Origin of the sequence: Larkinella bovis (assembly GCF_042655385.1) — a bacterium.
In the GTDB taxonomy this organism is placed as follows: domain Bacteria; phylum Bacteroidota; class Bacteroidia; order Cytophagales; family Spirosomataceae; genus Larkinella; species Larkinella bovis.
In genome coordinates this window covers 444,909-467,312 of the sequence record NZ_JBHSMA010000003.1, presented here as the reverse complement: position 1 = coordinate 467,312, position 22,404 = coordinate 444,909, and the positions used below count along the sequence as shown (strand labels likewise).

Here is a 22,404-nt window from a genome sequence, read left to right as displayed (position 1 = left end):
GTTCGGCCATCAAACCAGCAGCAGTCATTCCGCTCTTTTCGGCGCTCTTGGATTAGTTCTATTTTAGAACGTTTCTTAAAATTCCTTACAAATAAAATTTTACCTCCACATAATTGCGAATCAAACCAACTAAATACTAAATTATGGCCGATTTGTAAAATTAAATTGGACAATGTAACTAAATATCAAAATAGTTATCATTGGCAAGTATCACCCATTCCTAATTCTTTATTAACTCCAATTACCATTTCTAATTCTATTAGTCACATGCAAAAACCAGTACTCTATTCAACCCAGAAATCGCCCGGCAATTTCCGATTGCGCTCGTGTGCGATTGTGTTGCTGGCGGCCTGTTCCACGTTTTTATCCCCCCAAACGCCCGCGTATGCCGGACCGGGGACGGGTGTACTGACAGCCCCTCTCGCCAGAGACATTACGGGAACGGTGAAAGATGCCAACGGGGCCGGCCTGGCCGGTGTCAACGTCGTGATCAAGGGAACGACCCGCGGGACCACCACCAACAGCGAAGGAAAATATGCACTCACGGTGGAAAATAATGCGACGGTTCTGATCTTCTCGTTCATCGGCTCCCTGACGCAAGAGGTTGTCGTGGGCGACCGCACGGTGATCGATGTAACGCTTCAGGAAGATTCGAAACAACTGAATGAAGTGGTCGTAACCGCCCTCGGGATCGAGCGGAACGCCAAAACACTGACGTATGCGACGCAGCAAATCGACGGCAAGAAACTGGTGGACGTGCGCGACGCCAACTTTGTCAACACCCTATCCGGTAAAGTCGCCGGGATGGTCGTGACCCAAGGCTCTTCGGGGCCGGGTTCAGCGACCCGGGTCGTCCTGCGCGGAAACCGGTCGATTACGGGCAATAACAATGCGCTGTTCGTCATTGACGGTGTGCCGGTTGACAATACGGTTCGCGGTCAGGTGACGGGGGACTTCGGCGGGATCAACGGCAGCGATGGTGCCAACAACATCAATCCGGACGACATCGAGTCCATGAACGTCCTGAAAGGACCGGCCGCATCGGCCCTCTACGGGAGCCGGGCCGCCAACGGCGTTATCATGATCACCACCAAACGAGGAAAAGCCGGAAAGATATCGGTAGATGTTAACTCCGGGGTGCAGATGGAAACTCCGTTCATGCTGCCCAAGCTGCAAAATACGTATGGCCAGGGCGCGGGTGGCAAATCCAGCGAAAATGCCGCCGGTAGCTGGGGCGCAACCGCCACAACGTACCCGGATAATGTCAAAGACTTTTTCCGGGATGCCATTTCGACCAACAACTCGATCGGTATTGCGGGGGGAACCGAGAAACTCCAGACGTATGCGTCCTACACGAACAACAGCAGCCAGGGGATTTTACCCAACAACAAGCTGATGCGGCATACGCTGAACCTGCGGATCAATTCGCAGTTTTCGAAGCGCTTCTCAACCGACGCCAAAATCACGTATATCAACCAGCAAATTGACAACAAACCGCGGTCGGGTGAAGAAAGTTCGGTGACGATGAACCTCTACAAAGTCCCCCGCAGTGTGGACCTGAACGGCCAGTACAGTACGTTTGAAGATGCAACAGGCAAACCGACGTACTGGACCAGCTCGGGGATTTATATGAACCCGTACTGGACGCTGAACCGGACGTTTGCCAAGGAAAACCGGAACCGCGTGACGGCGCTGGGATCGGCCCGTTACGAAATCACCGACTGGCTGAACGTGCAGGGACGGCTCAGTTACGACTGGTATGTCGATCGGTATAACTTCGGTTATTACAACAATACCTTACTGTTTGCCGGGCCAGGCGGTTCGTACCAGGATTACGCGGGCGACCAGTTGGAACGCAACATGGATGTCATTCTATCCGGGAACAATCGCCTAAGCAAGGATTTTGCCATTACGTATAACGCCGGAGCCGGAGCCACCTACAACCGGTATTCGCAGGTTGGAGCCAGCAGCAACGGCGGTTTATCCGTTGCCAACCGCTTCGATTTGTCGTTTGCCAAAGCCCTCAACCACAACAGCGCGTTTAGCCAGAAAGAACTGCAATACGTCTTTGGAACCTCTTCGATTTCATTCCGCGACTACCTGACCGTCGATGCGTCGGTTCGGAACGACTGGTCATCGACCCTGCCGCCACCGTATTCGTACATCTATTCCTCGTTCGGTGCAAACCTGATTTTGTCGGATGCCGTCAACCTGCCGACCTGGATTAGTTTCGCTAAAATCCGGGGATCCTGGGCGCAGGTGGGGAACGATGCCTCCCCGTATAGTTTGCAGCAAACCTACACCTTCTCCCAGGGTGGATCGGGTGGTTACATTTCACGCAGTACCCAGCGTCCGGCCGAAAACCTGAAACCGGAGATTTCCTCATCAACGGAATTCGGGGCGGATCTGCGCTTCCTGGGTGGTCGTCTCGGCGTCGATTTTACCTACTACAACAGCAACACGGTCAACCAGCTTCTGTCACTGGGTCTGGCACCGGCATCGGGCTTCGCCACGCAGTTTGTCAACGCCGGAAAGATCAACAACAAAGGGTTTGAACTAACCCTGACGGCGTCTCCGCTGAAAGGCAATAGCCTCACCTGGGATGCCTCCCTGAACCTGGCCCGCAACGTCAACACCATTGTCGAACTTTATCCCGGCATCAAAACCGCGACCCTGGGCGGCAACACCCGGACCACCACCGCCATCGTCGAGGCAGGCGGTTCGTACGGCGATTTGCAGGCCTTCGGCTGGGCAAAAGATGCCCAGGGGCGGCTGCTGGTCAATGCGAGCGGTCTACCCATGGTGAGTGCGTTCCAGACCATCGGAAACTTCAACCCCAAACTGACGCTCGGTTTCAACAACACCTTCTCGTATAAAAACTTCGTACTGAGCTTCCTGGTCGATGGCCGGGTGGGCGGTATCATGGTTTCGGGAACCGATGGAAACCTGGCCTACGACGGGACCGCGGAATACACGCTCCAGCACCGCGAAGGCGGCTGGGTCTTGCCGGGTGTAACCGATAAGGGCGAAACGAATACGAAAGCCGTGACAGCCGAACAGTTCTGGCAAACCGTATCGCAGGGCCGGTATACCTGGGGTGAGTTTTTTGCGTACTCGACCACGAACGTACGGTTGCGCGAGTTAACGTTTGGCTACAACATCCCGTTCCCGTCGAACTTCTTCATCAAGAACGCCCGTTTGTCACTGACGGCCCGGAACCTGTTCTTCCTGTACCGGGGTAACGCCATTATGGACATTCCCGGTCTGAAAACCCGCAAACTGCCTTTTGACCCGGATGTCAACCTCAGTGCAGCCAACTACCAGGGCTCCGAATACGGAGGGCTGCCTTCCACCCGCACGGTGGGTCTTAACCTGAAATTAGGATTCTAAAAACCGGACACCTTCATTTTTGGAATCAAAAACACGATTATTAGAACCATGAACGTATCAATTCATAAATTCATTCGACTGTCGATGGTCGGCCTGGTCGCCGGTTCAGCCGGAGTCTGGAGCGGTTGCACGAGCGATTTTGAAGAAATCAACACCAGCAAAACCGCCATTACCACGCTGACGGCCACCGAACTTCCGTATTTGTTTTCACGCGCTCAGCAGCAGGCTTCGTATGCGGCTGGTACCTACCAAACCGCCCAAAACCTGTTTGCGGATTTATACGCCCAGTATTTTGCGACGACCACGCCCAACTTCCAGTCGGATCGCTATTTCATGCACCCGACCTGGATCAACTCGCACTGGAACCCGGTTTATACGCAGGTCGTACCGCAATTGAAAACGCTGTTCGAGCAAACCGACAAGGCCTCCTCGCAGTACGCCCTGGCCAGCATCTGGTGGGTTTTTGCTTTCCACCGGCTGACGGATTACTACGGCCCTGTTCCTTATTTCGATGCCGGTATTCCGGCCAACAGTGTCAAGTACGACGCGCAGGACAAAATTTACGATGATTTCTTCAAACGGCTGGCCGAAGCCACAACGATTTTGAAAGGCAAAACCGCCGAAAAACCGTATGGCACCTACGATATTATCTACAAAGGTGATGTTACCAAATGGATCAAGTTTGCGAACACATTACGGCTGCGATTAGCCCTTCGTATTTCCAAAGTGGACCCGGCACGGGCCAAAACCGAAGCCGAAGCCGCCATTGCGGGGGGCTTGCTCTCGCTTCCCGGCGATATTGACAAACAGGGTGATGACGCCATGATGGTAAAAAGTCTGGACGGTGGCGACAACAATGGTCTGGCCACGATCTCAGGCTGGGGCGAGTTCCGGATGAGTGCCGCAATGGAATCGGTGCTGAAAGGCTTCGACGATCCGCGCATTGGCATTTACTTCCAGCCCGCTTTCAACACCAAAACGTACGAAGGGCTCCGCAATGGACTGGGTCCCACGGAATTGACAGAATCCCTGAATACCAACGACAACAATTCCAACATTGGCGAACGCTGGATCAAAAATACCGGTGCCGGTTCGGCCTGGGACCGCCAACTGGCCGTTAAACAGGACGTTATGCACGCAGCCGAAGCCTATTTCCTGCTGGCCGAAGCGGCTTTGAACGGCTGGAACACGGGTGGGGTAACTGCCCAGCAGGCTTACGAAAAAGGAATCCGGACGTCGATGGAAAGTTGGGGTATCAGCAGTGCCGTGACCGACGCGTACATTGTCAGCACGAAAACGCCGACGGCTCCGCAGGATCAGCAGAAATCCCCGGCCTTGTCGAACATCACCGTGAAATGGGGCGCAACGGAAGCCATCCAGCGGGAGCAAATCGCTACGCAAAAGTGGCTGGCCCTGTATCCCGATGGCATCGAAGCCTGGGCCGAATTCCGCCGGACCAAATTGCCGAAGTTATATCCCGTGGTGAATTCGGTCAACACCGATGTCCCGACGTCGGCCTACCCCCGCCGGATTCCGTTCCTTCTCCTGGAACAACAATCCAACACCGAAGCCGTCAAAGCCGCTCTCTCGCTGCTGAACGGCCCCGACAAGGCGTCAACGCCCTTGTGGTGGGATAAGAATTAAGAAGGTCGAAGATTAAGTTATTTCACAGGGTTAATCAGAGAGTTCTCTGATTAACCCTGTGAAATAACTTTTCTTACAACTCTTCGATCAACAACTTCCGTTGCTTCACCAGGTCCTCCCGTTTCACAAACGTGATGGGGACAAACTGGTCGGTGGGCGAACCAATGTAGTAGAGCGTCCAGTCCTGATCGTAACCGGCCAGCATCTGCCGGATGCACTCGACCCGATCGATGGAGGGGACGTTACAGTCTTCCCAGTAGAATAGCTCCACGCGGTAGTGCAGTGCCTGTTTCTGTCCATTGATTGTAACCTCGATTTCGATGTCCTGTTTGCCGGGCATCGTTGGAATAGGAATTGCAATATGTGCTGCCATGGTTATAGGAGATTGGAGTTATTCACTACGTAAACTCTTCACCGGATTCATCAAAGCCGCTTTAATGCTTTGAAACGAAACCGTCAGCAGGGTTACGGCGACGGCCAGTACGCCCGCCAGCGCGAACATCCACCATTCAACATCAATTTTGTAAGCAAACTCGGCCAGCCACTTGTTCATGGCCCACCACGCCAGGGGGGAAGCAATGACGAGCGAAATCACCACCAGAATCACGAAATCCCGCGAAATCAGGCCGACAATACTGCTGACCGTGGCACCCAGCACCTTCCGGATGCCGATCTCCTTGGTTTTCTGCTGCGTCACGAGCGACACCAGCCCGTATAAGCCCAGGCACGAAATCAAAACCGCCAGCCCGGCGAAATAGCCAATCAGCTTGCTCAGGCGCTGTTCGCTCTCGTACAGCCGCGCCAGGCTTTCGTCCAGGAAGGTATACGCAAAGCCTTTTTCGGGGAAATACCGGTCCCACTCCTGCTGAATAAACTTCAGGGTTTCGGCCCGGTTTTGCGCCTGTAATTTGATGGAGAAAAGCCGCAGGGTCGGCAGATCGATGGTTAGCAGCATGCTTTCGATGGGCCGTTGCAACGACTGATTATGGAAGTCTTTCAACACGCCGATGATTTTGCCCTGCTTGCCCTCCAGGTTGATCGACTTGCCAACGGCTTCCGCAGCCGATTTCCAGCCTAGTTGCTTCACCCCGGTTTCGTTGATGAGAAAAGCCGCCGTCCGGTCGGTCGGAAAGTCCTCGGAGAAATCCCGGCCGGCGACGAATTTAAGCCCGTAGGTAGCCGCAAAGTTGTGATCAACGCCCATCGTCCCCATGAAAATGTTCTCATCAGGTGCGTGCCCTTCCGCCACCACATTCCGTCGAACCGAACCCGAACCCATTTGCTGCGTCGAGAGCGTCACCTGCCGGATGTCCGAATTTTTCAGCAAAATATCCCGGAACGTCCGCAACCGGAAATACGTGCTGTCGGAACGGTCAGCAAACACGTTGGTTATTTTCTCGTTGCGGGTGTTGGCGGTAATGATGAAGTCTTTTTCAAAACCGAGTGCCCGGTTTTGCATGTAATCGAGTTGCCGGAAGGCGACCAACGCACCGATAATCAAGGCAATCGAGGCCACAAACTGCGCCCCCAGCAGCACCTGCCGCAGCCGCCCCCCTTTTGCTTTTCCGCTCACGAAATTGCCTTTCAGCGTGACAATGGGCTGAAAACTAGAGACAAAAAAAGCCGGATACGTTCCCGAGAGCAAACCGGTGAACAGGGCAATGCCGACAAACAGCAGCAACAAAACCGCATCGGACAGGAAATACGAAACCGCTAACTGTTTGCCGGTGAGGTTATTCAAAACCGGAATCAGAACCACAATCAGGCAAAACGAAAGTACGAGCGCGATCAGGCTCAGCAGCATCGATTCGCCCAGAAACTGCGCCACCAGTTGTTTCTTTTCGCTACCCAGCACCTTCCGAATGCCCACTTCCTTCGCCCGTTTCAGGGAGCGGGCCGTGGCCAGATTGACAAAATTGATGCAGGCAATCAGCAGTGTAATGGCCGCAATTCCGAGAAACACGTAAATGTAGGTCATGCTGCCGGGCGCTTCCGGTGCGCCCTGGGCCTGCGAACGCAGGTGAAAATCCTTCATCGGTTCCAGCGCGTAGACGATGTCTTTGGCCATCTGCTTGGGCGCATAGGTGGTCAGAAACTTCGGAAACCGGGCGTTGACGGATTCGGGGGATGCACCGGGCCGGAGCAGGACATACGTATAGCCGTGCGAAATGATCCAGTTCTGCGGCAGGTTTTGCCGGACCGCTTCATTTTCGGTGGCGTACATCGTTTCGTAGTTCGACAACAAATCGATGTGAATGTGCGAGTTATCCGGCAATTTCTCAAAGACGCCCGTCACGCGCAACGGATGCCGTCCTTCGAAGAGCAGTGTTTTGCCCAGCGGACTGGTTTTCCCGAAATACTTGGTCGCCATTTCGTCGGTAATCACCACCGTAAATTTGTCTCTCAGGGCTGTGCGTGGATCGCCCTGCAAAAACCGGAACGAGAAAATGTCGAGCAGCGTCGAATCGCCGAAGAAAAACCGTTCTTCATCGTATTTGACGGGCTGCGATTGCTGACCATCCCGCAGTTCGATGGTCGCACTGCTGTTAAAAACCCGGGCCGATTTTTCGATTTCCGAAAAATTGGACGCCAAAACCAGCTGCACCGGGGGCGGAGTCAGCGCCAGCGGTTGTTCCAGACCGGCAAATTTGGGCAGGTACGAAATGCGGTATATCCGGTCGAATTTCTGATGAAAGGTGTCGTAACTGAGTTCATGCCGGACAAACAGCAGAATCAGGAAACAGCACGTCAGCCCGACGGTCAGACCGATGATGTTGATCAATGAAAAACTCTTCTGTCGGAGCAGGTTTCGGTAAGCGATTTTGAAATAATTCTTAAGCATAACACATTGGATAGGTTTGGACTCGTACTCACGGACTTTAGTCCATGAGCAATGGCATTACGTAAATTCAATAAAGGGACGCTCACGGACTAAAGTCCGTGGGTACGTCATTCACTTTTTAAACTCTTCACCGGATTCATCAACGACGCTTTGACCGACTGGAACGAAACAGTGAGCAGGGCAATGCCAACCGCCAACAGGGCAGCCAGCGCAAACATCCACCATTCGAGATCGATCCGGTAGGCAAAATCGGCCAGCCAGTTGTTCATGGCATACCAAGCCAACGGCGACGCCAGGCCGATGGCAATCACGACCAGCTTCAAAAAATCTTTCGAGAGCAAAACGACCAGGCTGGCCACCGACGCCCCCAGCACTTTCCGAACGCCGATTTCCTTCGTCCGCTGTTGCGCCATGAATGTCGCCAGGCCAAACAGACCCAGCCCCGCAATAAGGATGGACAGGGTGGTGAACAGGCTGAACAGCTTGCCGAAGAGTTGCTCGGAGCGGTAAAACTGCGCAAATTCCTGATCAACAACCTGATAATCAAACGGCCAGTCGGGAGCCTGCGTCCGCCATTTCTCCTTTAGAAAATCGAGGGCCGTTGGCAGATTCGTCGGCTGAACCCGCAACACCAGACTTGAAAAGGCCACCGGAAACTGATGCATAACCACCGGTTCTACCTTCTGATGCAATGATTTATAATTGAAATCCTTCACCACACCAATAACACGCCCCCGCTTGAGCGTATCGCCCGGATAGGCAGCCTCCCACTTGGGCCACGACAGCACCTGCCCCAACGCCTGTTGTGGACTCCCAAAGCCGAACGCCCGAACGGCGGTTTCGTTCAGGATAAAAGCTTCGTTCAGGTCGGTTCCGAACTCGCGCGAGAAATTGCGACCGGCTACCAGCTGCATCCCCATCGTCGGGATATAGTCGGGGTCGATGATGAACATGTTCGTAGCGGTTTCTTCGGTTTTGCCCGGTAACCGGATACCGTCTCCGGCAAACGTACCGCCCGGAATACCGTAACAGGCCGTTGCCGCCCGAATACTGGGGTTTCGGAGCAAATCTGTTTTCAGGGCCTCATATCCCTTGCGCATGGCGTCCGTTCGCAGCGGCAGCACGATGACCTGCTCGTCGGCAAACCCCAGGTCTTTCTGCTGAATATAACGAAGCTGCGAAAACACCACCCCGGTACCAATGATCAGGACCGTCGAGGCCGTGAATTGCAACACCACCAGCGTTTTGCGCACGGAAACCGCCCCCCGTTTCGGCGTCTCTACCCGGTGGCCGGTCAGCACCTGAACGGGCTGAAAACCCGACAGAAAGAAAGCCGGATACAAGCCCGCCAGACCGGCAACCACCAGAACAGCCAGCACCAAACCGGCCAGCAAGGGCGGTTGCCACAACACTATCAGCGACAGTGACTTATTGACCCAGTTATTGAAATACGGCAGCAGCAACGCCGTGATGGCAATCCCGACCATCATCGCCAGCGTCGTCAACAAGAAGGATTCGCCCAGAAACTGTTTCATTAACTGCTGCCGTCCGGCGCCGATGGTTTTCCGCAACCCAACTTCCTTGGCGCGGGTCAGCGAGCGGGCCGTTGAAAGGTTCATAAAGTTGAAGCAGGCAATCAGCAGGGCAAATACCGCAATAAGCATCAGTGCATAAACATACCGGATATTCCCTTTCTGGGCATTGTCGTATTCCAGCTCCGACGAGCGTAGGTGAATATCGGTCACGGCCTGCAACCGGGTTTGATAACTCAGGCCGATTTTATCCAGTTCGGGTTTGGCGAAACGGGTCAGAAGATCCGGTAATTTGGCCTGCAACCGGGCGGCATCGGTGCCCGACCTCAACACAATGTAGGTGTAGAATTGCTGCCACCGCCAGCTTTCCAGTCGCTCGGCACCGACCAGTGGTTTCAGGGTGCTGAACGACCCCACCGCATTCACTTTCAGGTGCGACTGTACGGGCAGGTCCTTCATCACCCCCGTCACACGAAAGGGAGTGGCCCCGGGCCCACCGATTGTCAGCAGCTTATTGACCGGATCTTCGTTCCCGAAGAACTTCCGGGCCAGTGATTCGGAAATAACGAGCGTATTCATCCCCAGCAGCACTTCTTTTGGGTTACCACGGAGCAACGGGAAATCAAACACGTCGAAAAACGTGGAATCGGCCAGCATAATATCACTCTCCGCGGACTTCTTGTCCTGATAGATTACCAGTGGCTTCTGCACCGTAAACAACCGGACCATCTGCTCCACCTCCGGAAAGTTGGTTTTCAGGGCCGGGCCATAGGCTGGGGGCGTAACGGCAAACTGATTTTGCTTTCCTTCCGCCGTCCGCTGGTTCACCACCCGATAAATCCGGTCAGCTTTCGGCAAAAACCGGTCATACTGAAATTCGTCCCGTACGAATAGGTAAATGCTCAGACAACACGCCAGTCCGATCGCCAGCCCGACCAGATTAATGACCGAGTAGCTCAGATTGCGCAGCAAATTGCGCAGGGCCACTTTGAAATAGTTGCGTAGCATTATGGAGGTACCTGTTATGAACGACGAGTTATGAATGAAGGGGAAACGGCATCGGCGGTTAGTTCCCGCAACTCTTCATTCATTATTCACTTTTTAAACTCTTCACCGGATTCATCAACGACGCTTTGACCGACTGGAACGAAACCGTGAGCAGGGCAATACCGACCGCCAGCAAAGCCGCCAGAGCGTATACCCACCAGGCAATCTCGATGCGGTAAGCAAAATCTTCCAGCCAGCGGTTCATGGTCCAGCCCGCAACCGGAAAAGCGATCAGAACGGCCATGAAAACCAGTTTCAGAAAATCTTTCGAGAGCAACATAACGATGCTGGATGAGGTGGCGCCCATCACCTTCCGCACACCGATTTCCTTGGTGCGCTGCTCGGCGGTAAACGTCACCAGCCCAAACAACCCCAGGCAGGCGATGACAATCGAAATACCGGCAAAAACCGTAAAGAGCCGACCGGTTTTCTGTTCCGCTTCGTACAAAGTCGCAAACCGATCATCCAGAAACGTGTAGGTAAACGGTGCGGGCGGGTTCAACGCTTCCCATTTTGCTTTGAAAGCCGACACCACCGTTGCGACATCATCCGCTTTTACTTTCACCTGAATAGCGCCGGAGTTGCCACCGAGAATCATCATCAGTGGGGCAATTTTTTGCCGGGCCGAGGCATAATGAAAATCCTTCACCACGCCGATCACCGTAAATTCGTGACGCCCGGACCGAACAATGGTTTTGCCAATTGGATTGCTTTGCCCCCAGCCCAGATCCCGGACCACGGCCTCGTTGATGATCACAGCCGCCGAATCGGTGGAAAACTCCCGGGAGAAATTTCGGCCCTGTCGCAACTGAATGCCCAGCGTGGGCAGGTAGCTATCGTCGATGCGGTACACCGTGGCTTGAATCTCGTTGGTATTTTCTTTCTTCACCGGGTCTTTGCCGTAAATCTGCGTGCCTTCCATGTTTTCGTTGCCGAGCGGAACGCTCCGCGAAAGACTCGCCTGAACCACCCGGTTATCCTGCCGCAACTGGTCTTTAAAAGCGGTTTCGTTCGTCCCCAACAGGTAGGTATCGTGAATCACCAGCACCTGCTCTTTATCAAAGCCCTGCGTTTTATTCTGCATGAATTTCAACTGCTGGTACGACACGATGGTGGCAATGATCAACGCCCCGGAAATGGCGAATTGAAACACCACCAACCCGCTGCGCAAACCGCCCCGCCGGGATGTTTGCAGCACCGAACCGCCTTTCAGGACGGCGGTTATTCTGTAAAAAGCCAGGAAAAAAGCCGGATAAATTCCCGCCAGAACCCCGACGAATACGCCAAAAATCAGAAAACCGCTGAGGCTTTGGGCGTTCAACAAGGTAGCCAGTTCGATTTGCTTTCCGGCCAGTTCATTAAAGAAAGGCAACAGCAGGGCCATAAAACCCACGGAAAGCAGCAGCGCCAGGAACGAAATCAGGACGGATTCCAGCAGAAATTGCCCCATGAGCTGGGCCTTGATCGACCCCATGACTTTCCGGATTCCGATTTCTTTGGACCGTTTGGCCGCCCCCGCCGTGGCGAGGTTGGTAAAATTGACAATGGCCAGCAGCAGGATAAAAACCGCCAGAACGCTGAAGATGTAGACGTAGTTGATGTTACCGTTGGGCTCCAGTTCGTACTTCGTGGCGGAGTGCAGGTGAATGTCCGTCAGCGGTTGCAGAAAAAACCGGAAGGTATCGACGGATTTCCGGGCTTCGGCCAGACTGATGCCCATGTCGCGCTGCACTTCCGGAACCACGTGTTCGGCCACGAGCTGCGGCAATTTGGCTTCCAGTTTCTGCGGATCCGCACCTTTTTTGAGCACCAGATACGTAAAACAGCCGACATTGCTCCAGGTCTGTCCCTGAGCATGTTTTGAATCCGCGGTACTCAGAAAGACGTTAAAATGGAAGTGCGTGTTTTTGGGCACACCGGCAATAACGCCCGTTACCTTACGGCTTTCTTCTCCACGCCCAAACCGCAACGTTTTGCCGAAAGCCGGCTCATTTCCAAAATACCGGTCGGCAAATTCTTTCGTGATCACCACGGAATTCGGTTCTTTCAAGGCGGTTTTTGCGTCACCTTCCAGAAACGGAATGGAGAATATTTCCAGGAAGTTGGAATCGACCAGGGCAATCGATTTTTCCTTGATCAGCGTTTCTTTATACCGGATAAAGGCCTGGCTCCACCGGAAAAGCCGGGTAGAGGATTCCACTTCGGGAAACGCATTTTTTATGCCCTGACCGACGGCCACATCGACGTTCGGGAAGTCAGTTATGGCGCCGTTGGTGGTTAAGTGAAGTCCAACGCGGTACATCTGCGCGGATTTGGCCGGATACCGATCATAACTTAGTTCATCCACCACAAACGCGGCAATGAGCAGGCAGCAGGTTAACCCGACGGCTAAACCAAAAATGTTGATGAAGGAGAACAGCTTGTTCTTCATCAAATTCCGCCAGGCAATTTTAACGTAGTTTCGTAGCATCGTGGTTGTTGTTATTCGGATCGTAAGGATTTTACCGGATTCATCAAGGCGGCTTTGATGGCCTGAAAACTCACGGTTGCCAGCGTAATCAGGGCCGCCCCCAAACCGGCTGCGCCAAAGATCCACCAGGAAATATCGGTTCGGTATTCGTATTGCAACAGCCAGTCACTCAGGAAATACCAGGCAATCGGCGATGCAATCAGGAACGAAATCAGAACCAGCCGCACGAAATCTTTCGAAAGCAGCCCCCACAGACTAAACACCGACGCCCCCAGCACTTTCCGGACGCCAATTTCCTTAATGCGTTGCTCGGCCACGAACGACGCCAGCCCGAACAGCCCCAGGCAACTGATGAAAATGGCCAGCGTAGCGAAAATCCGGGCCAGTTTCCCGACCCGTTCTTCGGTCCGGAATTTGGCATCGTATTCAGCATCGGCAAACAGGAAGTCGAACGGACTGTCGGGATCGTATTTTTTGAAAACCGCTTCCACTTTTTTCAGAGCGTCTTCAACGGGCCTATTCGGCATCAACTTGACATTGAATACACTGCTCCAGCCGTAATTCACCATGAAAATGGTTGGTTTGATGGGCGTATACGGCGACTCCATCACCATGTCTTTGACCACGCCCACCACCTGACACGGTTTGTTGTTGTAGCGAATGTATTTCCCAACGATGTTTTTCAGACCCGTCAGTTTGACGGCGGCTTCGTTCAGAATAAACGCGGAGCTGTCGGTGGAATAATCGCGGGAAAAGTCGCGGCCTTCCTTGAGTTGCCAGCTAATGGTTTTGCCAAAATCGTGCGAGCAGGCTACCACGCCAAACAACGGAATCGATTGCGGATCTTTCCCTTCCCACTCAAAACCGATCTGGTTCGACCAGACGCCGGTGGTGGGGCTCGACGATTGGCTCATTTCAAAAACCGCCCCCGATTTCAGCAGGTCATCCCGCAGCGCATTGTATTTACCGTCCATCGTGCTGCTGATGGAAATCTGAAGCAGGCTCTCCCGGTTATAGCCAACGGGGCGGTTTTTAGCGTGCTGGATTTGCCGGAAAACAATGATCGTCCCAATAATAAGTGTAATGGAAACCGTAAACTGCACTACCACCAGCACCTTGCGGGGCAGCGACGCCCAGCGGCCTACCTTGAAGGTTCCTTTGAGCACTTTCAGCGGATTGAACGACGAAAGGTAAAAGGCCGGGTAGCTGCCTGACAAAAAACCGGTTAGCAACGAAAACGAAAGAAGCAGGCCCCAAAAAACCGGGTGCTCATACGGCAGACGCACTTCCTTGCCCGCCAGTTCATTAAAGGTAGGGAGTGACAACAAAACCAGCAGAAGGGCCAGAAACAGGGCGAAGAACACCACCAGCATCGACTCACTCAGGAACTGGCTGATCAACTGCCGCCGTTGGGATCCGACAGCTTTACGAATGCCAACCTCCTTGGCCCGTTTTTCGGAGCGGGCCGTCGAGAGATTCATGAAATTGATGCAGGCCAGCAGCAGCACAAACACGCCGATGATGCTGAATAACCAGACGAACTGAATCCCTCCGCCACTATTTTTACCGTTTTTAAAATCCGAATACAAATGCCAGCGGCTCATCGGATGCAGGAAGTACTCGGGATTTTCGCTGGCCGACGTGTGTTTTTTCTCGACATCCCGGATTTTAGCCGATACTCCTTCCATCGTCACGTGGTCGGCGATCTGGACAAACGCCTGAAAGGAGTGATTGCTCCACTGTTGCTGTGATTGTTTCACCCAGTCCTGATCGGCGACGTAATCGCTCCAGGGCAGGTAGAATTTAACTGCGTAGAAATCGGAGTTGAAGGGCAAATCTTCAAAAACGCCCGTTACTCTGAGGTTATTTTTGCCGTCGATTTTAACGGTTTTGTTCAGGGCATCGGCCTCACCGAAGAGCGCCTTCGCCAGCGATTCGCACAGCACAATGGAGCGCGGTTCGTTCAGGGCCGTGGTCGAATTTCCGCGGAGCATGTGCAGCGAAAGCATATTCGGAAAGACCGGCTCGACAAACATGCCTTCTTTACTGATCTTCTTTTCCCCAGCCACCAGCAAATGCCCGAAATTCCAGGACGCCAGGGACGCGTATTTGAAATTGGGCGCGTATTTGGTTTTGATTTCGGTGGCCGATGGGATAGAAACCGCCCGGCCGGTGCCCGTTGTTCCGTTGAACGTCTGGTTGATGTACAACTGCGCCAACCGGTCGTAATTCCGGTGGAATTTGTTGAAGGACAACTCGTCGTAGATCCATAGCCCGATCATCATCGCAACGGCCATCCCAACCGCCAGCCCCAGAATGTTGATCAGCGAGAAAACCTTATTTTTAGCAAGGTTCCGGAACGCTATTTTGAAGTAAGTCCGCAGCATATATCGGCTCGATCAGGGTACAAAGGCACGTAACAGAGTAGCCCGACCAAACGACATACCAGATTTTTAACTCATTGTATATCAATTTTATACACAAATAAAATAAAATAAAATGTCCGTAAACGGACGTCTTGCGTACATTTACGGACAGGTTATTCACGGCGGTTCAAATAACCGCAGAAACGCCTTAATTCGGAATCATGCCGTGTGGATCGATTACGAATTTCTTGGCGGCACCTTTATCAAAATCCTGGTAGCCCTGGGGTGCTTTGTCCAGGCTGATCACTTCCACATTCACGGCTTTGGCAATCTGGATTTTGTCGTACAGAATGGCGTTCATCAACTGCCGGTGGTATTTCATCACCGGACACTGGCCCGTGTAGAACGAGTGCGATTTGGCCCAGCCTAAACCGATCCGAATGCTCAGACTTCCTTCCTTGGCCGCGTCGTCTTTTGCACCGGGATCGCCCGTTACGTAGAGTCCCGGAATGCCCAGCGCCCCCCCGGCCCGGGTAACACTCATGATCGCATTCAGAACCGTAGCCGGGTGTTCCACCCCGGCTTCCGAACCGTGGCCGCGGGCTTCGAAACCGACACAATCGACGGCGCAATCAACTTCCGGCACGCCAACAATGGCCGCAATCTGATCCGCCAGGGGCGTATCTTTCCGCAAATCGACAATTTCACAGCCAAAGCTTTTGGCCTGTTCCAGCCGCTCCGGAATCATATCGCCGACAATAACGACGGCGGCCCCCAGCAAATGACAGGAAGCCGCGCAGGCCAGCCCGACGGGTCCAGCGCCAGCCACGTAGACAATAGACCCCGGCCCTACGCCCGCCGAAACCGCACCGTGGTAGCCCGTCGGGAAAATATCGGAGAGAAGCGTCAGGTCCCGGATTTTGGCTATCGCCTGGTCTTTGTCCGGGAATTTCAGCAGGTTAAAATCGGCATACGGCACCATCACGTATTCGGCCTGCCCACCGACCCAGCCGCCCATATCGACGTAGCCATAAGCCGCGCCGGGCCGGGCCGGATTGACATTCAGGCAGATACCGGTTTGTCCGGCTTTGCAGTTCCGGCAGCGGCCACAGGCAATATTGAACGGCACCGACACCAGGTCACCCGCTTTGATAAATTCCACATCGCGTCCGGCTTCGATCACCAGTCCGGTGATTTCGTGGCCCAGCACCAGACCGGCCGGAGCCGTGGTTCGCCCCCGCACCATATGCTGATCGCTGCCGCAGATGTTGGTGGAAACGATTTGCAAAATGACGCCGTGGTGGCACTGACGATCGCCGAGCGCCAGTTTCGGGTATTCGATGGATTGGACTTCCACCAAACCGGGTTTGATGTACGCAACGCCGTGGTTTTGACACATACGGTTATCAGGTTTAGGATTATTGAAATAAACAATGACCCTATTTACAAGATAATACCAATAAATACTATGATTATCCAATTTTATTATCAATTGCGTAGAGATGCGATTCATCGCGTCTCCACAACCGCGTCTGTACAATCGCGTCTCCACAACCGCGTCTCCACAATCACACTTCAATCAATGAAATTATTATGGATGAAGAGACGCGATGAATCGCATCTCTACGTTTGGGAAATATGAATAACTTGTACAAACATAAATATAGAATCCCATCGGCTCGGCTGCAATCGTGGGATTATGGAACGAATGGGGCTTATTTTGTGACGATCTGCACGCACGACCGGCATCCCTTTTTTGGTAAAGTGCAGAATGGCGAAATGCAGTTAAATGCGGCCGGAATGATCGCGGCTGAAATTTGGCAGCGAATTCCCGACCAGTTTCCCTATGTTATTCTGGATGCATTCGTCATCATGCCCAATCACATGCACGGATTGCTCTACATCAATAACAACCCCAGTACAGACGCGATTCATCGCGTCTCTGTCTCTGCCCAGGCGAATCCGGGCGCCAGTTCGGATCATCCCATCGGCGGTATAACGGGCGGCAAAAATCCGATGCTACACGAAAATCTGTCCCGAATCATCCGGTGGTACAAAGGCCGGACGACGTTTGAAATCCGCCAATGTAAAGACGCGATTAATCGCGTCTTTACGGATCATTTCGCCTGGCAATCCCGTTTCCATGATCACATCGTCCGAACGGATGATTCCTTTTTGCGGATTCAGGCGTATATTCTTAATAATCCGTTACAGTGGAGCGAAGACCGGTTTTATAGCTGAACTGCTGTTACTCATTCCGCAAACTTTTCACCGGATTCATCACAGCGGCTCTGATGCTCTGGAACGAAACCGTCAGGAAGGCGATGCCAAGGGCAAGAACGCCGGCGACTACAAACACCCACCACGCCACATCGATGCGGTAGGCAAAATCCTGCAACCACCGGTTCATGGCCCACCACGCCAGCGGTGACGCCAGCACAATGGCAATCAGCACCAGCTTCAGGAAGTCCTTCGCCAGCAACAATACGATGGTGGACACCGACGCGCCCAGCACCTTGCGAATCCCGATTTCTTTCGTGCGTTGCGCGGTTGTATACGCCGACAAACCAAACAGTCCCAGACAGGCTAGCAGAATGGACAAAGCCGCAAAAACCGTAAAGATTTTTCCCGTACGGGTTTCGGCGGAATACAGTTTGGTGAATTCTTCATCCAGAAACTCGTACTCAAACGGCCGTGAGGGCACAAGGGTCTTCCACTTTTCTTCCAGAAATTGAAGGGTTGTGGGCAACTGATTGCCCGATAGTTTCACAAAAAGAACATTTCCACCCTCTTCCGGAAACAGCACTAACGGACTGATTTTCTGTTTCATGGACGCAAAATGGAAGTCTTCAACCACCGTGCCCACTTCACCCGAACGCCCCTCCCCCATATCCATTTTTTTACCAATCGCTTCCTGGGGCGATAGCCACCCCATTTCCTTCACCGCCGACTCGTTCAGGATGAAATGGAAATGGAGCAGGCTGTCGCGGCCGGGAACCGTGGCCCGTTCCAGATCGTTGGGCGTCAAATCGCGACCCGCCACAATCCGCAGCCCCAGCGTTTTGACGAAATCGTCATCGACCGGCAAAGCCGTCACCGATTTGTATTTTTCTTCGGCCTGATCCGACCGGCGCATGGAGTAGCCGCCGTTGATAAAAACCGGTGATTCGTACGCCCGGGCTACCTGCCGGACATTCGCGTTCCGTTTGAATTCGGATTTCAGCGTCCGGATCTTCTCGTTCACCTGCCGATCGGCGGGCAACACCAGCACATGCTCTTTGTCGTAGCCCAGCTTTTTCTCCTGAATATAAGCCAACTGATTACGAACCAGGAGCGTACAGACAATCAAAAAGGCCGTAATGGCAAACTGGAACACAATCAGCGTCCGACGGAACTGCCCGGCTCCGGCGGTTTTCAGGTGACCTTTCAACACGCGAACCGGCTCAAACCGGGCCAGCACCAAGGCCGGATAACCACCCGCAACAAAGCTCACGACCAGACTGATACCGAGTAGCAGCAACAGATTCCGGGATGTCAGCAGGGCGTCAAAGGAGAAAGACCGGTCTGATAGTTCATTGAAAAACGGCAGACTCAGGTAAACCAGCAACAGGCCCAGCCCCAAAGCGGTAAACGTGACGATGAGCGATTCACCAATGAATTGCCCGAACAACTGCGCACGCTGGGCGCCCATCACTTTCCGAACGCCCACTTCCTGCGCCCGTTCCACCGCCCGCGAGGTTGCCAGGTTGATGTAATTGACACAGGCAATGACCAGAATCAGGAGTGCCACCGACCCAAAAATGTAGAGGTAAACCAGGTCGCCATTGGGTTCGAAATTGCCTTCGACCTCCGAATACAGGTGGACTTTCCGCAACGGTTCCAGCAAATACGTCAGGTAGTTGCTCCCCGTCATTTCTTCGGCACTGAACTGGGTTCTCATAAAACCCGGAATCTTGGCTTGTAAATTGGTGATCGACTCCGGTGTTCGCAGTAACAAATAGGTGGCGTAATTGGCCGTAAACCACTGTTCCGTTTTCGACGCCGAAAGACTGCTAAAGGACGCCAGCAAATCGTATTTGATTTGGGAATTGGTCGGACAATCCTGCACCACACCGGTTATAGCGTATTCCTTGTTGCCCCCACCGGCGTTGATCCGTACGGTTTTTCCAACGGGATTTTCGTTACCGAAATACTTCTTTGCTGACGATTCCGACAATACCACCAAATTGGGACCCGCCAGGGCGGTTTTGGGATTTCCCTGCTTTAACTGAAACGAAAAAACCGCAAACAAAGCCGAATCGGCGTAAACAACCCGCTTTTCGTTGAACTGCCGATCGGCGTAGCTAACGACCGACTGACGGTTTTCCAGCCGAACGCCAGCTTCCACTTCCGGAAACTGCCGCCCAAACTCCGGTGCCACCTTCGTTCCGGTTTGCTGCACCCGGTTGACGACGCCTTCCATGCTGTATTCCATCACCACCCGCACCGTCCGATCGGCATTCCGGTGAAAGGCATCGTAGCTCAACTCGTGCGAAATATACAGAAACAGCAACAGGCAGGACGCCAGCCCGACGGCCAGTCCAAACACATTGATCCCGGAAAAAACCTTATTTCTCCACAGATTCCGAAAGGCGATTTTGACGTAATTTCGTAGCATATTGCTTGGGAATGAAGAGGTAGGAGTTAAGAATGTAGAATTTTTCACTCCGAACGCAGTGAGCGCACCGGATTCATCAACGCGGCTTTGATGCTTTGAAAACTGACCGTGATAAAGGCCATCACCACCGCACCGAGCCCTGCAATGGCAAATACCGACCAACCCAGGTCAATTTTGTAGGCAAAATCCTGTAGCCAGCCAGTCATTACATACCACGCCACCGGCGATGCGATCAGGATGGAAAGGATCACTAGTTTCAGAAAATCTTTGGAAAGCAGTGCAACAATGCTGCCCACGCTGGCACCCAGCACTTTTCGGACGCCAATCTCTTTGGTCCGCTTTTCGGCGGTGAACTTGGTTAGCGCGAACAAACCCAAGCAAGCGATGAAAATGGCTAATCCGGCAAACACGCCAAACAGAGCCGACAGTTGTTGCTCGGTTTTGTATTGCCGGTTAAAATCTTCATCCAGAAAATAATAGTCGAAATCATAGCCGGGAAACCGCTTTTGCCAGAACCGTTCAACCTCCGCAACGGACGTGCGTATGTCGCCTGCGCCCAGCCGGAGCGATAAATACCGGTACGTATAAGCCGGTGTGATAAACGTCAGAACCGGTTTTATTTTTTGCTGTAAACCGTGCTGGTGAAAGTCGGCTATAACACCCACCACCCGACCATCGTCGAGTCCCGCCGACTGGATCCGTTTGCCAATCGCTTCGTCGGGTTTCCAGCCAATCGCTTGGCAGGCGGCTTCGTTGAGCAGCACACCGTGCCCCGCATCCGTCGAAAAGCGTTTGGAATAGTCGCGCCCGCTGCGAATCGTCAGCCCCAGCGTTTTGACATAATCATGATCAACCGGGATCACTTCCATCGACAGGGGTTGCTCACGCGGACGACCTTCAGGATAAACGATCTGGCCGTTCCAGCCATCGCGCCCCGGCAAGGCCGATACCCCCGATACGGACTTGACACTGGGCAGAGCCGCCACCTGCTGCTTCAGGCTTTCGTAGTTCTGAATAAAATCCAGCCGTGGCAATTTGCGCAATTCCACCGTCAGCACCCGTTCTTTATTAAATCCCAGGCTCTGGCTTTGCATAAACCGCAATTGCCGGACTACTACCAGTGTACTGATAATGAGGACCAGCGAGATACCGAATTGAAAAACCACCAGTCCGCGACGCAATCCAGCCCCTTTGGTCGTGACAACCTGTCCCTTCATGGTATCGACCGGACGGAAACGCGCCAGCAGTAAGGCCGGATACCAGCCCGCCAGCAGGCCCGTCAAAAATAAAAAACCGACGCCGATCAAAACCGTACCGGGTTGGATCAGCATAGACAGCGGAATGGTCTTTCCCGTAAATTCATTCAGAATGGGTAAGGTCCCCAGCAGCAGGACCACCGCCAGCACTCCGGCCAGAAACGCCAGCAGGATCGACTCGCCGAGAAATTGAAACACCAAGGCCATATAGCCCGCTCCAATGGCTTTTCGAACCCCCACCTCTTTCGCCCGTTCGCCCTGATGGGCCGTGGTCAGGTTCACGAAGTTGATGATCGCCAGCAACAGGAGAAATAAACCGATTGCCCCCAGCCATTGCAGCTGTTTCGCACTACCGGTTGCGCGATTAGCCCCACCCGGGTCCGGAATCCCGGTCGAATGGAGGTAAATCGAGGGCATGGCTTCCAGCGATTGCGTTATATAAATACCATTATTGCGGTATTCTTCCGCATTGTATTTCATCGGCAGGGCCGAAATTTTCTGTTCAGCTACGGCCCGATTGGCCTTTTCGGGAAGCAACACATAACAGAATTCATCCCAGGTAAACCATTGCCCTTCGGACGTATTGCCAACCGCATAGAATGTCGGCATCGACAGCAGTAGCTGAAAGGAAAGGTGGGAAGGCTGCGGTTCGGCCAGAACGCCCGTGACTTTAAACGGAAGGGTGTCGCTCAGCATCAAGGTTTTACCAAGTGCCGGGCCGTCGCCGAAATACTTCCGGGCCGTGCTCTCTGTCAACACTAAGGTATACGGTTCGCGCAGGGCGGTTTTCGGGTCCCCTTCGAGCAGCGGAAACGTAAACGTGGTCAGGAAATCCTCCCCCACATACAACTCCCGGTCGTAGAAATACCGGTTGTTATGTTTGATCGGGAAGTTCGCCCAATGAATCGGTACCACCGCTTCAACGTCAGGAACCTCCTGCCGGATGGCTTGCGTCAGCGGCCGCCCAACGGTATTGGCTGCCCGTTCGGTTTCGCCTTTGGTGACGGTATTGGTTACCACCCGGTAAATACGATGCCCCTTTTCGTGAAACCGGTCCACCCGCCATTCGTTGAAAATGTACAGTGCAATCAGACCACAGGTTGCCAGCCCCACGCTAAGGCCCACGATGTTGGTCAGGCTGTAAACCTTGTTTTTGAACAGCGCCCGAACGGTTATTTTCCAGTAGTTTTTTAGCATAAC

At 53.4% G+C, this 22,404-nt stretch carries 11 protein-coding genes; 3 read left to right on the top strand and 8 right to left on the bottom strand.

Going from position 1 to position 22,404, the window contains the following annotated elements; translation table 11 throughout:
• Nucleotides 1-267 precede the first annotated feature (267 nt).
• Nucleotides 268-3,390 (top strand): SusC/RagA family TonB-linked outer membrane protein, encoded by a 3,123-nt coding sequence (locus ACFPMF_RS13085; protein WP_379845488.1) that lies wholly within the window; start codon nt 268-270, stop codon nt 3,388-3,390.
• Nucleotides 3,391-3,438: 48 nt separating this feature from the next.
• Entirely contained in the window at nt 3,439-5,034 is a 1,596-nt protein-coding gene (locus ACFPMF_RS13080) for a SusD/RagB family nutrient-binding outer membrane lipoprotein (protein WP_379845484.1), read from the top strand.
• A gap of 73 nt (nt 5,035-5,107) precedes the next feature.
• Here the strand turns inward: ACFPMF_RS13080 and ACFPMF_RS13075 are convergent, their stop codons facing one another.
• From ACFPMF_RS13075 to fdhA, 6 genes are all read right to left on the bottom strand, one after another.
• On the bottom strand, nt 5,108-5,407 hold the full coding sequence (locus ACFPMF_RS13075) for a hypothetical protein (protein ID WP_379845482.1): 300 nt from the start codon (nt 5,405-5,407) through the stop codon (nt 5,108-5,110).
• 18 nt (nt 5,408-5,425) lie between these two features.
• Nucleotides 5,426-7,876, bottom strand: coding sequence for an ABC transporter permease (locus ACFPMF_RS13070; protein ID WP_379845479.1), 2,451 nt, complete (start codon nt 7,874-7,876; stop codon nt 5,426-5,428).
• A 107-nt stretch (nt 7,877-7,983) separates the two neighbouring features.
• Nucleotides 7,984-10,416, bottom strand: a complete 2,433-nt coding sequence (locus tag ACFPMF_RS13065; protein WP_379845476.1) for an ABC transporter permease — start codon at nt 10,414-10,416, stop codon at nt 7,984-7,986.
• 82 nt (nt 10,417-10,498) lie between these two features.
• Nucleotides 10,499-12,925: an ABC transporter permease gene (locus ACFPMF_RS13060; protein WP_379845474.1), complete on the bottom strand. Its 2,427-nt coding sequence runs from the start codon at nt 12,923-12,925 to the stop codon at nt 10,499-10,501.
• An 11-nt stretch (nt 12,926-12,936) separates the two neighbouring features.
• The gene (locus ACFPMF_RS13055; RefSeq protein ID WP_379845471.1) at nt 12,937-15,312 is read right to left on the bottom strand and encodes an ABC transporter permease; all 2,376 of its coding nucleotides are present in this window, start codon (nt 15,310-15,312) and stop codon (nt 12,937-12,939) included.
• A 187-nt stretch (nt 15,313-15,499) separates the two neighbouring features.
• A complete protein-coding gene (fdhA, locus tag ACFPMF_RS13050; protein WP_379845468.1) occupies nt 15,500-16,690 on the bottom strand; it encodes a formaldehyde dehydrogenase, glutathione-independent in 1,191 nt (396 codons plus the stop codon).
• Between the two features lie 239 nt (nt 16,691-16,929).
• On the opposite strand from fdhA, the gene ACFPMF_RS13045 reads away from it, so the two are divergent.
• A complete protein-coding gene (locus ACFPMF_RS13045) occupies nt 16,930-17,532 on the top strand; it encodes a transposase (protein WP_379845466.1) in 603 nt (200 codons plus the stop codon).
• Nucleotides 17,533-17,539: 7 nt separating this feature from the next.
• Here the strand turns inward: ACFPMF_RS13045 and ACFPMF_RS13040 are convergent, their stop codons facing one another.
• Nucleotides 17,540-19,948 carry an ABC transporter permease gene (locus tag ACFPMF_RS13040; RefSeq protein WP_379845464.1) on the bottom strand — a complete coding sequence of 803 codons (2,409 nt, stop codon included), beginning with the start codon at nt 19,946-19,948 and terminating at the stop codon, nt 17,540-17,542.
• A gap of 44 nt (nt 19,949-19,992) precedes the next feature.
• Nucleotides 19,993-22,401 (bottom strand): ABC transporter permease, encoded by a 2,409-nt coding sequence (locus ACFPMF_RS13035; RefSeq protein WP_379845462.1) that lies wholly within the window; start codon nt 22,399-22,401, stop codon nt 19,993-19,995.
• Nucleotides 22,402-22,404 lie beyond the last annotated feature (3 nt).

Coding starts and splice junctions, on each gene's coding strand:
- ACFPMF_RS13085 (WP_379845488.1), top strand. CDS start 268: ATGCAAAAACCAGTACTCTATTCAACCCAGAAATCGCCCGGCAATTTC.
- ACFPMF_RS13080 (WP_379845484.1), top strand. CDS start 3,439: ATGAACGTATCAATTCATAAATTCATTCGACTGTCGATGGTCGGCCTG.
- ACFPMF_RS13075 (WP_379845482.1), bottom strand. CDS start 5,407: ATGGCAGCACATATTGCAATTCCTATTCCAACGATGCCCGGCAAACAG.
- ACFPMF_RS13070 (WP_379845479.1), bottom strand. CDS start 7,876: ATGCTTAAGAATTATTTCAAAATCGCTTACCGAAACCTGCTCCGACAG.
- ACFPMF_RS13065 (WP_379845476.1), bottom strand. CDS start 10,416: ATGCTACGCAACTATTTCAAAGTGGCCCTGCGCAATTTGCTGCGCAAT.
- ACFPMF_RS13060 (WP_379845474.1), bottom strand. CDS start 12,925: ATGCTACGAAACTACGTTAAAATTGCCTGGCGGAATTTGATGAAGAAC.
- ACFPMF_RS13055 (WP_379845471.1), bottom strand. CDS start 15,312: ATGCTGCGGACTTACTTCAAAATAGCGTTCCGGAACCTTGCTAAAAAT.
- fdhA (WP_379845468.1), bottom strand. CDS start 16,690: ATGTGTCAAAACCACGGCGTTGCGTACATCAAACCCGGTTTGGTGGAA.
- ACFPMF_RS13045 (WP_379845466.1), top strand. CDS start 16,930: ATGAATAACTTGTACAAACATAAATATAGAATCCCATCGGCTCGGCTG.
- ACFPMF_RS13040 (WP_379845464.1), bottom strand. CDS start 19,948: ATGCTACGAAATTACGTCAAAATCGCCTTTCGGAATCTGTGGAGAAAT.
- ACFPMF_RS13035 (WP_379845462.1), bottom strand. CDS start 22,401: ATGCTAAAAAACTACTGGAAAATAACCGTTCGGGCGCTGTTCAAAAAC.